Consider the following 16,703-nt stretch of genomic DNA (forward strand, 5'->3'; position numbering starts at 1 on the left):
AGCCGGTCCACCGGCAGGCGCCGCGGGGGGGGGGTCGACACCCCCGCCCCGCGGCGTGTCCCGGGCCTGCCCGAGGCCTGCCGACGAAAGCTCTCAGGCCCGGCCGAGGGCGCGGTCGACGGTGATCTCGATCACCACGCGCTCCGGGTTCTCCCGCGGCTGGCGGTAGCGCTCGGCGTAGCGCCGGACCGCGTCGGCGACCGCCGCCGGGTCGTCGCGGACCACCGCGAGGCCCTCCAGGGTCGACCAGCGGGCCCGGTCGACCTGGCAGAGCGCGACCCGCAGGCCCTGCTCGCCGGCCGCGAGGACGTTCTGCACCTTGCGGCTGGCCCGGCTGCTGATCACCCGGGCGGTCAGCGTCTGCGGGTCGAAGGTCGCGCCGACCGGGACGACGTGCGGGGTGCCGTTCGGGCGCAGGGTGGTCAGTGTGCAGAGCTGGTACTCGCGCCAGAAGGCCAGGTAGTCGTCGTCGAGAGCGTGCAGGTCATGGGCCATGTCGGCATGTTACGTGGGCAATGTCGAGGCCGGTCGCCCGGACCCGGTAGGTTTCGGCCGCGGCCGGAACCGAACGCCGCGCGCCGGCGTCGGTCCGGTAAAACGAACGGAACGGAGTCCGGTAGTGGGGTTGGCAGGGGCGGCGGAGGCTGTGGCGGGCGGGCTCGGGGAGGGCGGCGCGGCGCGGCTGCACGGCGGCGGGGACGGGGCGCCCGGACCGCGGGTCGGCGGGGTGGCGGGGTTCGCGCCGTGGCCGCCGGAGGGCAGCGGGAAGGCGCGCGGCAAGGCGCTGCGCGAGCGCACCCCGCGCGAGGCGCACGCGCTGCACGCGCCGGCGACCGGTCGGCCGAGTGTGGCGACCGCGATCGAGGAGGCCAATGCGGGGCGTCTGCCGCACCTGGTGCCGATAAGGATCGGCCGGATGGCGGCCTCGCCGTTCGCGTTCCTGCGCGGCTCCGCGGGTCTGATGGCACACGATCTGGCCACCACCCCGACGACCGGTGTGGTGGCCCAGCTGTGCGGTGACGCGCACGCCGCCAACTTCGGCCTGTACGGCGATGCCAGGGGCCGGCTGGCGGTCGACATCAACGACTTCGACGAGACCGTGCCGGGCCCCTGGGAGTGGGACCTCAAGCGGCTGGCCGCCAGTCTGGTGCTGGCCGGCCGGCAGGCCGGGGCGGACGAGGACACCTGCCGGCGGGCGGCGTTCGACTCGGTCGGCTCGTACCGGCGGACCATGCGGCGGCTGGCCAAGCTCTCCGCGCTGGACGCCTGGAACGCCATCCCCGACGACCAGTTGGTGACCCTGACCGAGGCGCACGAGCTGAACGAGGTGCTGGCGGCGGTGTCGGCGAAGGCGCTGCGCAACACCAGTGCCAAGTTCGCCGCGAAGTCCACCGACCGCACCGAGGACGGCGGTTGGCGCTTCGTGGCGGCGCCGCCGGTGCTCAGCGAGGTGAGCGACACCCGGGCCGCGCGGGTCGCGGAGTCGCTGGTCTCCTACCGGGAGACCGTCCCGGCGGAGCTGCAGCCGCTGCTCGGCCGGTACAGCGTGCAGGACGTCGCCTTCCGGATCGTCGGCACCGGCAGCGTCGGCACCCGCTCGTACGTGGTGCTGCTGGTCGACCAGCGGGAGCAGCCGCTGGTGCTCCAGGTGAAGGAGGCGCGGGCGTCGGTGCTGCTGCCGCATCTGCGGCGGGCCGGTTTCCCGGTCGCCGCGGCGGCCGGGGCGGACGGGCACGAGGGCCGCCGCGTGGTGCTCGGGCAGAAGCGCATGCAGGTGGTCAGCGACGTGCTGATGGGCTGGACCACGGTGGACGGACTGCCGTACCAGGTGCGGCAGTTCCGCAACCGCAAGGGCAGTGTGGATCCGGCCGCGCTGCTGCCCGCGCAGCTGGACGACTACGGGCGTCTGACCGGCGCGCTGCTCGCCCGGGCGCATGCCCACACCGCCGACGCGGCGACGGTGGCGGGGTACTGCGGCAAGGACGAACGCCTGGACGAGGCGATCGCCGCGTTCGCGGTGGCCTACGCCGACCAGAGCGAGGCGGACCACGCGGCGCTGCTGGCGGCGGTCCGGGCGGGCCGGCTGCCCGCCGAGACGGGCGTCTGACCGTCCCGGGCCCGGGGCCGCTGCGCCGACGTCCCGTCAGGGGTGGTTCGTGCAGCGGCTGTTGGCTGGTTTGCGTCCTTCTCGCGGGGACGGGTGCGCCCGTACGGTCGGGGGCGGGTCTGCGGTTCCGCAGCGCCCTCGGCCGCACTCGCCTGGAGGACGGATTTGACCACCGCCGACACGCCGCCGCTCGTCCCGTTGCACTGCCTGCGGCACGCCGAGCCGGGCCCGCCGCGCCTGGTCGCCCTGCCGACCGGGACTCCCGCCTGGTTGGTGACGCGGCACGCGGACGTCCGGCAGGTGCTGGCCGACCCGCGGATCAACCGCTCGTCGCTGTACGCCGCGGGCGCGCCGCCGGTCACCGTGACGCCGAACATCCTGGACGACCCGGACTCCCTCCTCAACAGTGACGGGCCCGAGCACCAGCGGATCCGCCGGACCGTGCAGCGGGCGTTCACCCCGCGCGCCATCGAGCGCTGGCGGCCGTGGGTGTCGGGCGTGGTGGACACCCTGGTCGAGGAGCTGGTGGCGGCGGGTTCGCCGGTGGACGCGGTGGCGAACTTCACCCGTCCGCTGCCGGTCGCCGTGATCAGCCGTCTGATGGACCTGGACGGGCTGGACCTGGAGCGCCTCGCGCACTGGAGCGATCACGCGCTGTCGGTCACCGCGTACTCCGCCGAGGAGATCGCCACCGCGATGCGGGAGTTCGGCGAGTTCGGCTACCAGCTGCTGATCGAGCGCCGCAAGAGCCCGGGCGAGGACCTGGTGAGCAGCCTGGTCCAGGCGGCGGACCAGACCGGCGGGGTGAGCGAGCAGCAGCTGACCGCGCTGGTCTGCGGGCTGGTGGTGGCGGGGCACGAGACCACGATGACCTCGCTCGGCAACGCGCTGGTGTACCTGCTGGACCGGGACCGTGCGGCGTGGCGGCGGATCGGCGCCGACCCGGAGGCGGCGGCCGCGGCGACCGAGCAGATCCTGCGCCGGATCCCGCTGGGCGACCGGGACGCGCTGCCGGGGATGCTGCGCCGGGCGGTGGAGGACGTGGAGGTCGGCGGGGTGCTGATCCCGGCGGGTGCGGTGGTCGCGGCAGACACCACCGCCGGCAACCACGACCCGCTGGTGTACCCGGCGGAGGACATGGACCTGTTCGGGCCGTTGGCCGGGCCGAGCCTGACCTTCGGCGCGGGCCCGCACCACTGCCTGGGCGCGTGGCTGGCCCGGATGGAGCTGGAGCTCGGTCTGCACAAGCTGGCCCGCCGGGTGCCGGGGATGCGGCTGTCCGAGCCGGTGGACTCGATCGAGTGGCGGCAGGGCCTGCTGACCCGCAGCCCGCTGTCCCTGGGCCTGAGCTGGTGAGCGGGGGCGCGGAGGGCCCGGGTGCGGTGCTGGTCGAGGTCGACCGGGTCAGGTGCGTGGGCACGGGGCTGTGCGCGGCGACGGCGCCGGACGACCTGGCGCTGGGCGCGGACGGGCGGGCCGAGGCCCGGCCGGGCCCGGGCGCGGGCTCGGCGGAGCTGACCGAGGCGGCGGAGATGTGTCCGGTGGAGGCGATCAGTGTGCGGTCGGCGGCCACCGGGGAGCGGATCGCGCCGCTGTGACGCCGTGTCACCGCCCCATGAAGCGACGTGAAGTGACGTGAACATTTCATAACGACACGCCTGGGTGCGAGTGAACCGGTGCGGCCGGGGACAGGGTTCGACGTACCGTCAACCATCCGATCCTCGACCGCACCGGAGGACCCCCGTGCGCACCAGGACGCTCCTCGTCGCCGCGGCCACGGCCGTACTGCTGCTGGCCTCTCCCGCGACCGCCGCCGCCCCCACCGCGGGCGCCGACGGCGTCGGCGACAGCTACTACCCGACCTACGGCAACGGCGGGTACGACGTCTCGCACTACGACATCCGGCTGAAGTACCAGCCCGCCACCGACCGGCTGGAGGGCACCACCACGATCCTGGCCACCGCCACCCAGGACCTGTCCCGCTTCGACCTGGACTTCGCGCTGGACGTCTCCGAGGTGCTGGTCAACGGCCGCCGGGCGGCCTTCGCGGGCAGCGGCGAGCAGGAGCTGGTGGTCACCCCGGCCGCCCCGCTGCGCAAGGGCGAGCGGGCCACCGTGGTGGTCCGCTACGCGGGCACGCCGTCGGCGGTGAAGCGGTACGGCTTCACCGCGTGGCTGCGCACCCCGGACGGCGGGGTGGCGGCCGGCGAGCCTGAGGCGGCGTGGTGGTGGTTCCCGAGCAACGACCACCCGTCCGACAAGGCGACCTTCGACGTGTCCGTGCTGGTGCCGGACGGCACCCAGGCGATCAGCAACGGCGTGCTGGTCTCCCAGCGCTCGCAGCTCGGCTGGACCCGCTACAGCTGGCGCGAGGACAAGCCGCAGGCCACCTACCTGGCCACCCTCGCCCTCGGCCGCTTCGACGTCACCACCTCGACCACGGCCGGCGGCCTGCCGGTGATCAACGCCTACAGCCGCGACCTGGGCGACAACGAGGGCGCGGCGCGGGCCAGCGTGGAGCGCACCGGCGAGCTGGTCGACTGGCTGAGCGGGTACTTCGGCCCGTACCCGTTCTCCTCGGCCGGCGGCTACGTGCCCAACGTCCCGACCCGCTTCGCCCTGGAGAACCAGACCCGGGTCTTCTACAGCCCCCGGCAGTTCGCCTCCGGCTCCAACACCTCGGTGGTGGTGCACGAGCTGGCCCACCAGTGGTTCGGCGACAGCGTCTCGCTGCAGCGGTGGAGCGACATCTGGCTGAACGAGGGCTTCGCCCGGTACGCGCAGTACCTGTGGTCGGAGCACGAGGGCGAGGGCACGGCCGCGGAGCTCGCCGACTGGGTCTGGTCCTCGCACCCGGCCGACGACCCGTTCTGGACCGTGCGGCCGGGCGACCCCGGCGCCGACGGGCAGTTCGACATCGCGGTGTACGACCGCGGCGCGGCGGCGGTGCAGGCGCTGCGCGCGGCGGTCGGCGACGAGTCGTTCTTCGCGATCCTGCGCGGCTGGCAGTCGGAGCACCGCTACGGCAACGCCACCGTCGCCCAGTTCCGCGCGTACGCCGAGCGGGTCTCGGGCAAGCCGCTGGCCGAGCTGTTCGACACCTGGCTGTTCACCCCCGCCCGTCCCGCGGCCGCGCCCTCGGGCGCCCCGGCCGCCGCCTCGCTCGCCGCGAAGGCCGAGCCGCGCTCCTGGCAGAAGATCCACCAGGTCGAGCACCGCTGACGGCCCGTCCCTCCCTTCCGGCGGCCGGCCCGCCGGAAGGGAGGGCTGCCGGTCAGGCCAGCGGCCGGCAGAGCAGGGCGTCGGGCGCCCCGCCGTGGCTCCACTTCCAGGTGAAGGCGACCCCGGCGAGGTACTCGTTGTCGGCGCACTGGCCCTTGTAGTGGCCGGGTGCCCAGTCGCTGGCCACCGAGCCGCCGGTGGCGGGCCGGTTGTCGCCGTGGTCGAACCAGACGTTGCGGCCGGTCAGCGGCAGCGGCTTCGCGGAGGGCGCGCAGAGCAGGGTGGCCATCGCGTTGCCGCTGACGCTGTAGCCGACGGCGAAGGTGTTGTCCGGGCACTGCAGCTTGTTGTAGCCGCTCGCCCAGTCGCCGTGGGTGACGTACCGCTCGTCGTTGACCGCGGTCCACTCCCCGGCCGCCTTGGCGGGCCCGCCCGCGTCGGTGCACAGGCCGCGGTTGGAGCTGCGGGCGAGGGCGACCAGGCGCTGGGTGTCGGGGCAGTTGCCCTTGCGGTAGCCGTACGCCCAGTCGGGCCTGGCGCGCATGGTGAGTGACAGGTTCTGGTCGCCGAAGTCCAGGTCGACCATGTTCCACCGCTCGGGCTGGGCGACGGCTCCGGTCCGCCCGGCGGCGCCGGTCAGCTTCGCCCAGTCGGCGGCCCGCCAGTCGCCGCCGTCCAGCAGCCCCGACCGGCGGCCGGCGGCGTCGTAGGAGAGCAGCGCCCAGCTGTCGTTCGGGGTGCCGTCGGAGTCGGCCCAACCGACCACCGGCCACTGGGCGAAGTCGGTGTCGTTCTTCACCAGGATGTCGGTGAAGGTGTCGAACCAGGCCTTCTCCTTGGCGTTGTCCGAGCCGCGGCCGGCGGCGCCGAACTCGCTGATCCACACCGGCGCGGTGAAGTGCTGGCCGGACTGCGTGACGAACAGCGCCTCGTCGTCGACCACCTGGGCCAGCTGCTCGGGCGTGAAGTCCTGGTAGCGCGGGTCGCTGGTGGAGCCGAGGCCGCTGCCCGCACCGGTGTTGGCGGGCCCGGTGTAGGCGTAGAAGTGCGCGGCGTACACCAGCTTGCCGCTGCGGATCAGCGTGTTGGAGAGGTTGCGGACCGGGGTGAGCATCGGCCGGCCGTGGCTGAACAGGGCGGAGGGGATGCCGTACCAGTTGATGCCCTCCATGACGACCAGCATGTCCGGGTCGGCCTCCAGGATCCGGTTGCCGGCCTCCTCGAACGCGGCGTACTCGTCGTGGCTGTCGCCCCAGCCCCAGTTGGGGTCGTCCCAGGTGTCGCGGCGCACCTCGTTGCGCAGGTCGGCGCCGACCACCCGCTTGTTCTCCTTGTAGCGGTTGACCAGGAACACCCAGTCGTCGATCCACGCCTGCGTGGACTGGCCGCTGTTCCAGCGCTCGTTGCCGTCCAGGCCGCAGCAGAACCGGTAGCCGGTGGTGTGGTTGTTGAGGATCACCGCGAAGCCGTCGGCGGTGAGCGCCGCCACCACGGCGTCGTACACCTGCAGCGGGGTCTTCCCCTTCAGCTGCGGGTTGGCGGCGACGGCGGAGTCCGGGACGGGCGCGGTGTCGTGGATCATCGCGTTGGCGAACGGCAGCCGGACGCTGTTCAGCCCGAGCGCGCGGAAGTCGGCCGTCAACCGCGCCAGCGGGACGCGGTCCAGGCCGAGCGGGATGTTGTGCGAGACCTGCCGCGCCTGGTTGTTCGCCGGGTCGTTCGGGTCGCCGCTGCCCTCCCAGGTGCCCTGGGCGCCGGCCCAGTTGCCGGCCTTCAGCTTGAAGCGGTTGCCGCCTGCGTCGACGACGTACCGGCCCCGGGTGGAGAGCGGGCCGGTCCAGGAGTCGGAGAGCTGCGCGGCCGTCGTGGCGGCTGCGGAAGCGGGTGGTTCGGCCGCGACGACCGGGGTGACGGCGGCGGCGACCAGGGCCGCGGCGAGCGCGGCGGCCAGGCCGACGGTTCGGACGATGCGCACGGTGGTTCCCTCCATAGGACGGGAGCGGGGTGAGGGTGGTGGTGCGACCGCTCAGGGGAAGAGGGCCTGGATGCCGGCGACGGCGCCGCCGCGGGCCCACTCCTCCCAGGCGAGCGGACGGAGCGTCAGCGGGCAGGCCGCGGCGGCTCCGAAGGCAGTGGCGGCGTACGCGTCCCTGATGTGCACGCCGAACAGGTCGTAGGTGTCGAGTCCTTCGCCGCTGACCACGATGCGTTCCGGACCGACCAGGTTCACCAGGGTGGCGATGCCGACGCCGATCGCGCGCCCGGCCCGGGCGAAGGCCTCCCGGGCGGCCGGGTCCCCGCCGCGGGCGAGGGCGGTCACGTCCGCGAACTCCAGCTCCGGGCGGCCGGACGCCGCCCGGACCGCGTCGCGGACGGCGTCGCTGGAGGCGATCGCCTCCACGCAGCCGGCCGCGCCGCAGTGGCAGCGCGGCCCGGCCGGGTCGACGACGATGTGGCCCAGCTCGCCGGCCACGCCGTAGGCGCCGGCCAGCAGCCGTCCGTTGACGACGATCCCGGAGCCGATGCCCGCGCCGATGGTGACCAGCGCGAAGTCGTCGGTGCCGATGCCCTCGCCGAACCAGTGCTCGGCCGCGGTCAGCGCCTTGACGTCGTTCTCCACGGTGACGTGCAGGCCGGTCGCGGCCGCGACGGTCGCGGCCAGCGGCACGTCCCGCCAGCCGGGGAGCACCGAGTAGCGGACGGTGCCGCCCGGCCGGTCCACGTCGCCGGAGACGGCGATCCCCAGGTGCCGGGTGCGGGCCCGGAACTCCGGTGCGGAGTCCAGCAGTTCCTCCACCAGCTCGACCAGCAGGGCGCACACCGCGGCCGGGGTCCGCTCGCCCAGCGGCCGCCGGGCGGAGGTCCGCATGGCGGCGCGCAGGTCGCAGACCGTCCCGTAGAGCGTGTCGGCGCTGATCTTCACCCCGGCGAAGAACTCCCGGTCCGCGCTGACGGCCAGCGGGCTGACCGGGCGGCCGGCGCCCGGTGCGGTGCGCTCGGGCGGGAGCTCGTGCAGGTACCCGTCGGCCAGCAGGGGCCGGGCCGCCTTGGTGACGGCGGTCTGGGACAGGCCGGTGCGCCGGGCCAGTTCGACCCGGCTGAGCGGTCCCTCGCCCAACAGCATGGCCAGGACGGTCGTTTCGGCCGGCGCGGAAACCAGCGGCCGTGCATGGTTCTTGGACACGGCGGCACCGTACCGCCGATTAATCAACCTCGTCCAGTATTGCTGCACAGCGTCAACTCGGCCTAGTCTCGGCTCACTTCCCCACCCATGCCCCTCACCTCTCCCGGGAGCCCGCGTGCCCGCACCGGTCTCGTACCACCCCGACCACGGGGTCGCGGTCCTCCGCACCCCGAACAGCTGCTACGCCCTGCGACTGGGCGCCGACGGCAGCCCGCGCCACCTGTACTGGGGGCGGCCCCTACCGGTCGACGGCCTGCTCGCCCTCCCGGCGCCCCGCTCCCCCGCCGCAAGCAGCTTCGAGGACGAGGCCGCCGCCGACGAACTCGGCATCCAGACCGGCGCCCGCTTCGGCCCGGCCGGCCTCCAGGTCCGCTTCGCCGACGGCACCGCGGGCGCCCAGTGGCAGGGCGCCGAACCCCGGATCGAGGGCGGCGAGCTGCGGCTGCGCCTCACCGACCGGCGCTTCCCGCTGGCCGCCGAACTCTGCTACCGCGTCCGCCCCGACACCGACGTGATCGAACGCTGGACCGAACTCACCCACACCGGAACCGCCCACGACGGACCGGTCACCGTCACCCGGCTCGACTCCGCCGCCTGGACGGCGCCGCGCCTCGCCGACTACCGGATCGGCCACCTGGTCGGCGGCTGGAACAGCGAGTTCCGCCTCCACCGCGACCGGCTGCCGGTCGCCGAGACCGTCCTCACCAGCCGCCGCGGCCTCACCGGCCACCACGCCGCCCCCTGGCTCGCCCTCGACGACGGCACCGCCACCGAGGAGCACGGCGAGGTCCGGAGCACCGCCCTCGCCTGGAGCGGCAGTTGGCGGATCACCGTGCACCGCGACCCGGTCGGCCGCACCACCTGGACCGGCGGCTACGGCCACGAAGGCCTCACCTGGACCCTGCGCCCCGGCGAGACGCTGCGCACCCCCGTCTTCGCCGGGCTGTTCACCGCCGACGGCTTCGGCGGCGCCAGCCGCGCCTGGCACGCGTACGTGCGCACCGCCGTCCTGCCGCAGCCCCTCGGCGACCTGCCGGTGCTCTACAACTCCTGGGAGGCCACCGGGTTCGCCGTCGACCACGCCGGGCAGCTGCGCCTCGCCCGGCTCGCCGCCCGGCTGGGGGCCGAACTCTTCGTGCTCGACGACGGCTGGTTCGGCGAGCGCCGCAGCGATCGCGCCGGGCTCGGCGACTGGACACCCCGCGCCGACGCCTTCCCCGACGGCCTGCGCCCGCTCGCCGACGCCGTCCACGGACTCGGCCTGCGGTTCGGCCTCTGGGTCGAGCCCGAGATGGTCAACCCGGACAGCGACCTCCACCGCGCCCACCCCGACTGGGTGCTGCACTCCCCCACCCGCGACGCCACCGCCCTGCGCCACCAACTGGTGCTCGACTTCTCCCGCCCCGAGGTCGAGGCCTGGGCGCACCGCACGCTGGACCGGCTGGTCCGGGACAACGCCGTCGACTGGCTCAAGTGGGACGCCAACCGCCCCTTCACCGAAGCCGGAGGACCGGCCCGGCCCGGTGAGCCAGGACAGTCCGACCCCGACCGGGTGTGGATCGACCACGTCCACGCCGTCCACCGGATCATGGACCGGCTGCGCGCCGACCACCCCGGCCTGCGGATCGAGGCCTGCGCGGGCGGCGGCGGCCGCGTCGACCTCGCCGTCCTCGCCCGCACCGACCAGGCCTGGACCTCCGACAACACCGACCCCGTCGACCGGATCACCGTCCAGCACGGCTACAGCCAGCTCCTGCCCGCCCGGACCATGGCCGCCTGGGTCACCGACAGCCCCAACCCGGCCACCGGCCGCACCACCCCGCTGCGCTTCCGCTTCCACGTCGCCATGGCCGGCGCCCTCGGCCTCGGCGGCGACCTGACCCGCTGGAGCGAGGAAGAACTCGCCGAAGCCGCCGACCTGGTCGCCGCCTACAAGCGGATCCGCCCGCTCGTCCAGCACGGCGACCAGTACCGCCTCACCACCGAGGCCGGCACCACCGCCGTCCACTACGCCGCCGCCGACGGCACCGAGCACGCCGTCCTCGCCTGGCGCCCCACCACGCACTTCGGCCACCCGGCCGCGCCGCTGCGGCTGCCCGCCCTCGACCCGGGCGCCCACTACCGCGACCTCGGCACCGGCCGCACCCACAGCGGCGCGCTCCTGCACCACCGCGGCCTCGACCTCGACCTGCCGCCGGGCGACTACGCCAGCCGCCTGGTCCACCTGCGCCGCACCGACGGCTGACACGCCGGAAGGTGCGGCTGTCAGCCCTCCAGGAGGCGGCGCCACCACGGGGTGACGGGCTCCGCGGCCGGTACCGCGACGGTGACCGGGACGAAACGGGACTCGATCGGCTCGGGCCACTCGATCAGCTCGGCCGCGAACCAGACCACCGGCTTGGTGTCGGTCCGCGCGTTCGCCCACCCGGCGAGGCGTTCGGCGGCGGCCCGGTCGGCCAGCAGCCCGCGCGAGGTGACCTCCACGCCGAGCTCGGCGACCGCGTCCCGGTACAGGTCGTTGCAGAGCCAGCTGTGCAGGAGGCCGCAGTCGTACCCGAGCACCTCCCAGCCGAGCGCCTCACCGCCGTCGGCGAGCGGTGGCGGCTCGTACAGCAGGGCGTGCAGCACCGGCTCGTGGGTGCGGGCCGCGCGGATCTCGCGGGCCAGCACCTCGGCGTCCGCGGGCGCCGCCCGCAGGGCCGTCACCCGCGCCGCCGGCGGGACGTCCACCATCGCGCAAGCCTCCCGCGCCTGCTCCGGCGAACCGAACCAGCAGCCGTCCTCCGGCACCCGCTCGCCGAGGCAGTCGGACGCGGAGGTGAGCAGGACGCCCTTCGGCAGCCCGTCGCCGGACGTCTCGTCCGGGGTGGCCACCAGGTAGCCGAGCACCACCGGTTCGCCCCCGCCCACCGGTTCGGCGGTCGGCGCGCCGAGCACCGGCAGCGCCTCCGCGGACCCGGGCGCCCGGCGGTGCTCCAGCCAGAACAGGTAGCCGCGCAGGTACGTCTCCAGCCGCCCGCTGTCGATGTCGTCGACGTAGTCGCGCAGGCCCTGCGCCGCGTCCAGCCAGTGCATCTCGTACGCCGGGTCGTACGAGGTCGCCCACCGGTGCGCGGTCGCCAGCGCCCAGGCGCGCACCCGCTCGCGCCCGGCCCACCACGCGCGGACGCCGTCGACCGTCCAGTGCTCGTCGCCGTCCATCGCGTAGCCGCCGTGCGCCGGCTGCGACGCCTCCAGGAAGTCCCGGACGGCCTCGGCGCTCCCCGGCTGCCGGTAGACGAACTCGGTTCCGGCGAACGGGCCGTACTCGTCGTCGTACGCGATGTGCAGCGGGTCGTCCTGGCGGCCCATCTGCAGGCTGTCGGTCCGGGCCCCGTAGAACGGGCCCGGCACGTTGCGCCAGTTCCGTTCCGCCCACTCCCCGCCGAACGGGTCCGACACCCCGCCGGCGATCAGCTTGCGTGCCGTCGGGACCGGATCCCAGTAGCCCGCCACGTCGCCCTTCCCTCTCCTCCGCATGCGCCGGCTCAGCCGTGGACCGCGGCGGGGGCCGCCAGGTCGGCGGCGGGCTCCACCGGGGCGGCTGCCGGGGCCGGGGTGCGGCGGTCGGCGGCCCAGGACGCGGCAGCGATCAGGAAGCCGAGGACGGCGAGCCCGGCGCCGACCAGGGTCGGGGAGGTCCAGCCGAGGCCCGCGGTCAGGGCCAGGCCGCCGAGGTACGCGCCCTGCGCGTTGGCCAGGTTGAACGCCCCCTGCACGGTCGCGGAGGCCAGCGTCGGCGCCTTGCGGGCCTTCTGCAGGACCAGGGTCTGCACGGTGGGCACGGTCGCGAAGCCGAACATGCCGATCAGCACCACGGTCAGCGCCGCCGACCACTGCGCGTGCGCGGTCACCGCGAACAGCGCCAGCGCACCGCCCATCAGCAGGAAGGACGCGCACAGGCTCGGCCGCAGCGCCCGGTCCGCCGCGTACCCGCCGATCACGTTGCCGAGCGTCATGCCGACCCCGAACAGCGCGAGCACCAGGGTGACCGAGCCGTCCGAGAAGCCGGCCACCTCGGTCAGGGTCGGGGTGATGTAGCTGTAGCAGGCGAACAGCCCGGCGCAGCCGAACACCACCGTGGCCAGCGCCAGCCAGAGCTGCCCGCTGCGGAAGGTGGACAGTTCGCGGCGCAGCCCGGCCTGCGGGTGGCTGGGCAGCTGGGGCAGCAGGCGGGCGATGGCGAGCGCTCCGACGGCGCCGATCGCGACGACGACGAGCATCGCGGCCCGCCATCCGAGCCGCTGCCCGAGCAGGGTGGCGGCCGGGACGCCGAGGATGTTGGCCACCGTCAGGCCGGAGAACATCACCGAGACGGCGCGGGCCCGCAGGTGCGGGGCGGCCAGTTCGGCGGCGGCGACGGCGCCCGCGCCGAAGAACGCGCCGTGCGGCAGGCCGGTGATCAGCCGGGCGGCGGCGAGGAACGCGAAGTTCGGCGCGATCGCGCACAGCAGGTTCCCGACCGTGAACAGGCCCGCCAGGCCGATCAGTACGGCCTTGCGCGGCAGCCGCGCGCAGGCCGCGGTGAGCAGCGGGGCGCCGATCACCACGCCCAGCGCGTACAGCGAGATCAGCCAGCCCGCCTGCGGGATGGTCGCGTCCAGGCCGTCGGCGATCTGCGGGAGCAGGCCCATCGCGGCGAACTCGGTGGTGCCGATGGCGAAGGCGGTGATGGCGAGGGCGACGAGCGCCAGGGGCATGACGGGGCTCCATGGTGCAGGGGGAGTTCGGCGGGGGTCCTTGCTGTCGACGTTGTCAGCGCCCCGGGAGTCTATCGTTCGACGGCTGAACGAATTCGCCCGGTTCGGTCGCTGTCGCGGCCGGTGCCCGCGAGTGCGTGGATTGCGTGGAGTTCGGTGAGGATGTCGTCCAGCGTCCGGCAGCCCGGCGGGGCGGCGACGGGGGCGAGCACCGCCGGGCCGTGGCCGTCCAGGGTGTCCGCGACGGCGGTCAGGGTGGCGGTGATCCGCCGCGCGGCGGGCTCGGCGGGGCGGCCCGCGCCGTGTTCGAGGCGGACCGCGCAGGCCGTGGCCGCGTCGGCGATCCGCTCGGCGCGGGCGGTGACGCGCAGCCAGTCCCGTTCGGCGCGGCCGGTGCGCAGCTCGGCGGCCGCGGTCTCGGCGGCGCCCCGTGCCTGGGCCAGCGCGTGGTACGCGGCGCGCCGCAGCTCGCCCCGCTCCTCGCCGTCCCGGCCGGCCAGCACGTGGTCGAGGTAGCGCCGGGTGCTGCGCAGCGCGTACGCGGAGCGGTGCCCGACCCGGGCGCGGGTGTCCGCGAGCCGCGGCAGGTGCCCGACCAGCAGGACGATCGCGCAGGCGAGCGCCGTGTCGACCAGCCGGGACAGCGCCGCCTGCGCGTCACCGGCGACACCCGCGAACGCCAGCACCGCCAGCGTCACCGCCGCCGTCTGGGCGCCGAAGTGCCGCAGCGCGACCGGCAGCAGCAGGCCCGCAACGCCTGCGACGGCGACCGCAGGCCACGCCCCGCCACCCGCCGCCGCGCCGACCCCGGCGAACAGCAGCACCCCGGCGGCCGTACCCGCGAAGCGGTTGACCACCCGCGAGAACAGCGGCCCGTAGTCCGGCTTCACCAGGAACGCCGCCGTGACGGGCAGCCAGTACCAGTGGTCGGCGCGCAGCAGCACCGCCACCGCCGCGCTGACCCCGACACACACCGCCACCCGCACCCCGTACTCCCGCCCCGCCGGCCCCCACGGCCGCACCCCCCGCCACCGGCCACCGCCGGCCGCCCCCGCGACAGCGGGCCCGCCACGCTCCGGCACACCACCGCCGGGCATTGCGCTGCCGCTCTCCCTGCCGCCCACCGGGCCACCGCGCGTGCGCATCGCGCCGTCGAGCCACGCGCTGCGGGCACCGTTTCCGCCCGACCCGGCACGGCTGTCCTCTCCGTCACCCACCCGGCCAGTGCGCCACCGCGTGCCACCGCTGCCGCTCGCGGGTCCGCCGGGGCCGGCCCCGAAGGCCACGCCCGCGTCGAGGACCGCGCGGTCGAAGGCCGTGCGGGCCGCCGTGTCGGCGACGGGTACGGGCAGGGGGCCGGGGGTGCCGCCGGCGCGGACGGCCTCGGCGAGGCGTCGGGGGCCGACGAAGGCGCGGGCGGGCAGCGGCGTTCCTTCCCACAGCAGGGCGACGGCCGCCTCGCACAGTCCGGCCGCGGCCGCGAACCGCGTCTCCAGCGCACCGTCCTCCGCCGTCGCGCGCAGCCGCAGCAGGCGCCGCATGCGCAGTGCCTCGTCGGCGCGGTCGAGTGCCGCGGTGAGCCGTCGCCGGGCCGGTTCCGCGCCGGGGGTGCCGACGGCGGCGAGGGCGTCCGCGAGGGCGTCGAACACGGCGGCCACCGCGGCCCGTTCGCCGGCCTGCGGGGTGAGCAGGCGCAGCAGCAGGATCCAGGCGGCGCCCGCCAGGAAGCAGCCCGCACGGGCCCAGCCGGGCAGGGCGAGCGGCATGCCACTGCCGACCGCCGCGAGGACCAGGACCTGGACGCCGGCCGCGGAGCTCACCGCTCCCGCGACGCTCACCGCGCCGGACACCAGCCCGAGCAGCGTCAGCAGCGCGACCGCCGACCACCCGTGCACCGTGCCCGCGAGCAGTCCGGCCGCGCCGCCGAGCGCGGGCACCCCGATGTGCAGCGCCCCGGTCCGCCGGGTGCCGGGCCGGTCGTTGATGGCCGCGAACAGCGCGCCGAGCCCGGCGAGGACGCCCGCTCCGGGGTGCCCGGTCGCCGCGCCGGCGGCGAGCAGCGGTCCGGTGCCGAGCGCCGAGCGCGCCGTCGCGGCCCACGGGACCGGTCCGCGCTGCCAGCGCAGCGGATGGGCGAGCCAGCGCGGCGGTTGCGAGCGGCGCACGGTCCTCCTCGGGCCTCGTCCGGTGATCGGCGGTTCTGATCCACCGTCCCTCCGCACCGTAGCCGTCGCGCTTGTCCGGCCCGCTGCCTGCGCGTTACGCCGGGATGACGGCTGCGGCCCCGGCCGGAACCGGGATGTCCGTACCGCGCGGTAGCTTCTCCGATCATGAGTATGTGGATCTACCTCCGGACGGTCGAGCCCGGCGACATGCCCGCGGACACGGCCGGGTTCGACGCGTTCTTCGACATGGAGGACGACGAGATGCGCCGGTGGGCCGAGCTCGGCGAGGCGACCTGGTTGGAGGACTGCTTCTTCCAGCTGGCCGAGCTCTACTGCCCGCCCGGCGAGCAGGTGGGCGTGAACGAGCTGCCGGTGTTCGGCGGCCACCACGTCCTCGACCCGGCCGGCGGGCCGGGCCACGTGGCGCTCGACCCGGCCGGGGTGGTCCAGGCCGCGGCCTTCCTGCGCGAGGTGTCGTTCGCCGACCGCTGGCAGGCCTGGGCGCGACTCCGGTCCTCCGACCCGTACGAGGGGCTGCAGGAGCATCTCGCCCGCGAGCACGACGAGCTGACCGCGTTCTACGCCACGGCGGCCGAGCAGGGCCGGGCGGTGGCCAAGACCTTCTCCTTCTGACCCGCTGTCACCGCGCCGCGAAGAGCTCGTCCAGGTGCCGGTGGAGGACGGCCAGCGCGGCCTCGCCGCTGCGCTGGCCGGCGAGGACGCCGGAGCCGAGACCGTTGACCATGGCGAGCAGTCCGGCGGCGGCGATCGCGGGGTCCTTGGCGGCGTCGATCTCCCCGGCCTCCTGCGCGGCGCGCAGCTGCTTGGCGAGGAATCCCTCCAATACCCGGGGCGGCCCGGCGCCGTGCGTGGCGAGCACCTCGGGGTCGGTGAGGACCAGGGCGTAGTACGCGGCGTAGGTCCTGGTGATGCGCCGACTCTCGGGGTCGGTCGGCAGGATGCAGGAGAGCACGGCGGTGACGGTGCCGCGTGGGGTGGGCGGGGAGCCGGCCTCGGCGATCCAGGTCTCCATCCGGCCCTGGAGTTGGGCGCCGAGCCGGGCGAGGGCGTCCAGCAGCAGGCCCTGCTTGGTCTCGAAGTAGTACTGCACCAGCCGCAGCGACACCCCAGCCTCCGCTGCGACCGCCCGCATGCTGGCGTTCTGCAGCCCCTGCGTGTCGGCGATCCGCAGCAGCGCCTCGGCGATCTGCCGCCGGCGCTCCTCGTGCTCGGCCCGTCCGGTCATCGAACCACCTCCCTGGTACATCCGTATCATGCCGTGATAC

General features: G+C 75.2%; 13 protein-coding genes. 6 read left to right on the top strand and 7 right to left on the bottom strand.

The window, feature by feature from the left end:
- Nucleotides 1-93: 93 nt before the first annotated feature.
- Complete coding sequence (locus tag ACGFX4_RS30665) at nt 94-495, bottom strand: pyridoxamine 5'-phosphate oxidase family protein (protein WP_393081142.1); 402 nt, start codon at nt 493-495, stop codon at nt 94-96.
- Between the two features lie 124 nt (nt 496-619).
- Here ACGFX4_RS30665 and ACGFX4_RS30670 point away from each other — a divergent pair, with 124 nt between their 5' ends.
- The 4 genes from ACGFX4_RS30670 to ACGFX4_RS30685 all read left to right on the top strand — a co-directional run bounded on the left by ACGFX4_RS30670 (nt 620) and on the right by ACGFX4_RS30685 (nt 5,329).
- Complete coding sequence (locus ACGFX4_RS30670; protein ID WP_393081145.1) at nt 620-2,107, top strand: DUF2252 domain-containing protein; 1,488 nt, start codon at nt 620-622, stop codon at nt 2,105-2,107.
- 165 nt (nt 2,108-2,272) lie between these two features.
- Nucleotides 2,273-3,463 carry a cytochrome P450 gene (locus ACGFX4_RS30675; RefSeq protein ID WP_393081148.1) on the top strand — a complete coding sequence of 397 codons (1,191 nt, stop codon included), beginning with the start codon at nt 2,273-2,275 and terminating at the stop codon, nt 3,461-3,463.
- Nucleotides 3,460-3,705, top strand: coding sequence for a ferredoxin (locus ACGFX4_RS30680; protein ID WP_393081151.1), 246 nt, complete (start codon nt 3,460-3,462; stop codon nt 3,703-3,705). The genes ACGFX4_RS30675 and ACGFX4_RS30680 overlap by 4 nt, the downstream gene beginning before the upstream one ends.
- A gap of 145 nt (nt 3,706-3,850) precedes the next feature.
- Nucleotides 3,851-5,329: a M1 family metallopeptidase gene (locus tag ACGFX4_RS30685; protein WP_393081154.1), complete on the top strand. Its 1,479-nt coding sequence runs from the start codon at nt 3,851-3,853 to the stop codon at nt 5,327-5,329.
- 52 nt (nt 5,330-5,381) lie between these two features.
- On the opposite strand, the gene ACGFX4_RS30690 is transcribed toward ACGFX4_RS30685, so the two are convergent.
- Entirely contained in the window at nt 5,382-7,319 is a 1,938-nt protein-coding gene (locus ACGFX4_RS30690; RefSeq protein ID WP_393081157.1) for a glycoside hydrolase family 5 protein, read from the bottom strand.
- Between the two features lie 36 nt (nt 7,320-7,355).
- On the bottom strand, nt 7,356-8,513 hold the full coding sequence (locus tag ACGFX4_RS30695; protein WP_393081160.1) for an ROK family protein: 1,158 nt from the start codon (nt 8,511-8,513) through the stop codon (nt 7,356-7,358).
- A gap of 115 nt (nt 8,514-8,628) precedes the next feature.
- Between ACGFX4_RS30695 and ACGFX4_RS30700 the strand changes: the two genes are divergently transcribed.
- Complete coding sequence (locus tag ACGFX4_RS30700; protein WP_393081163.1) at nt 8,629-10,758, top strand: alpha-galactosidase; 2,130 nt, start codon at nt 8,629-8,631, stop codon at nt 10,756-10,758.
- Between the two features lie 20 nt (nt 10,759-10,778).
- Here the strand turns inward: ACGFX4_RS30700 and ACGFX4_RS30705 are convergent, their stop codons facing one another.
- The 3 genes from ACGFX4_RS30705 to ACGFX4_RS30715 form a co-directional block, all read right to left on the bottom strand.
- On the bottom strand, nt 10,779-12,008 hold the full coding sequence (locus tag ACGFX4_RS30705; RefSeq protein WP_393081166.1) for a hypothetical protein: 1,230 nt from the start codon (nt 12,006-12,008) through the stop codon (nt 10,779-10,781).
- 32 nt (nt 12,009-12,040) lie between these two features.
- The gene (locus ACGFX4_RS30710; protein ID WP_393081168.1) at nt 12,041-13,252 is read right to left on the bottom strand and encodes an MFS transporter; all 1,212 of its coding nucleotides are present in this window, start codon (nt 13,250-13,252) and stop codon (nt 12,041-12,043) included.
- A gap of 71 nt (nt 13,253-13,323) precedes the next feature.
- On the bottom strand, nt 13,324-15,417 hold the full coding sequence (locus ACGFX4_RS30715; RefSeq protein WP_393081171.1) for an FUSC family protein: 2,094 nt from the start codon (nt 15,415-15,417) through the stop codon (nt 13,324-13,326).
- A 165-nt stretch (nt 15,418-15,582) separates the two neighbouring features.
- Between ACGFX4_RS30715 and ACGFX4_RS30720 the strand changes: the two genes are divergently transcribed.
- The gene (locus tag ACGFX4_RS30720; RefSeq protein ID WP_393081174.1) at nt 15,583-16,050 is read left to right on the top strand and encodes a DUF1877 family protein; all 468 of its coding nucleotides are present in this window, start codon (nt 15,583-15,585) and stop codon (nt 16,048-16,050) included.
- 7 nt (nt 16,051-16,057) lie between these two features.
- Here ACGFX4_RS30720 and ACGFX4_RS30725 read toward each other — a convergent pair whose 3' ends face one another.
- Nucleotides 16,058-16,663, bottom strand: a complete 606-nt coding sequence (locus ACGFX4_RS30725) for a TetR/AcrR family transcriptional regulator (RefSeq protein WP_393081177.1) — start codon at nt 16,661-16,663, stop codon at nt 16,058-16,060.
- Between the last annotated feature and the right edge of the window lie 40 nt (nt 16,664-16,703).

Source organism: Kitasatospora sp. NPDC048365, assembly GCF_043200835.1.
GTDB classification, from domain to species: Bacteria; Actinomycetota; Actinomycetes; order Streptomycetales; family Streptomycetaceae; genus Kitasatospora; species Kitasatospora terrestris.

Bases quoted from the DNA above. Each gene is read 5' to 3' on its own strand.
- ACGFX4_RS30710 (WP_393081168.1), bottom strand. From the start codon at position 13,252: ATGCCCCTGGCGCTCGTCGCCCTCGCCATCACCGCCTTCGCCATCGGC.
- ACGFX4_RS30725 (WP_393081177.1), bottom strand. From the start codon at position 16,663: ATGACCGGACGGGCCGAGCACGAGGAGCGCCGGCGGCAGATCGCCGAG.
- ACGFX4_RS30665 (WP_393081142.1), bottom strand. From the start codon at position 495: ATGGCCCATGACCTGCACGCTCTCGACGACGACTACCTGGCCTTCTGG.
- ACGFX4_RS30690 (WP_393081157.1), bottom strand. From the start codon at position 7,319: ATGGAGGGAACCACCGTGCGCATCGTCCGAACCGTCGGCCTGGCCGCC.
- ACGFX4_RS30720 (WP_393081174.1), top strand. From the start codon at position 15,583: ATGAGTATGTGGATCTACCTCCGGACGGTCGAGCCCGGCGACATGCCC.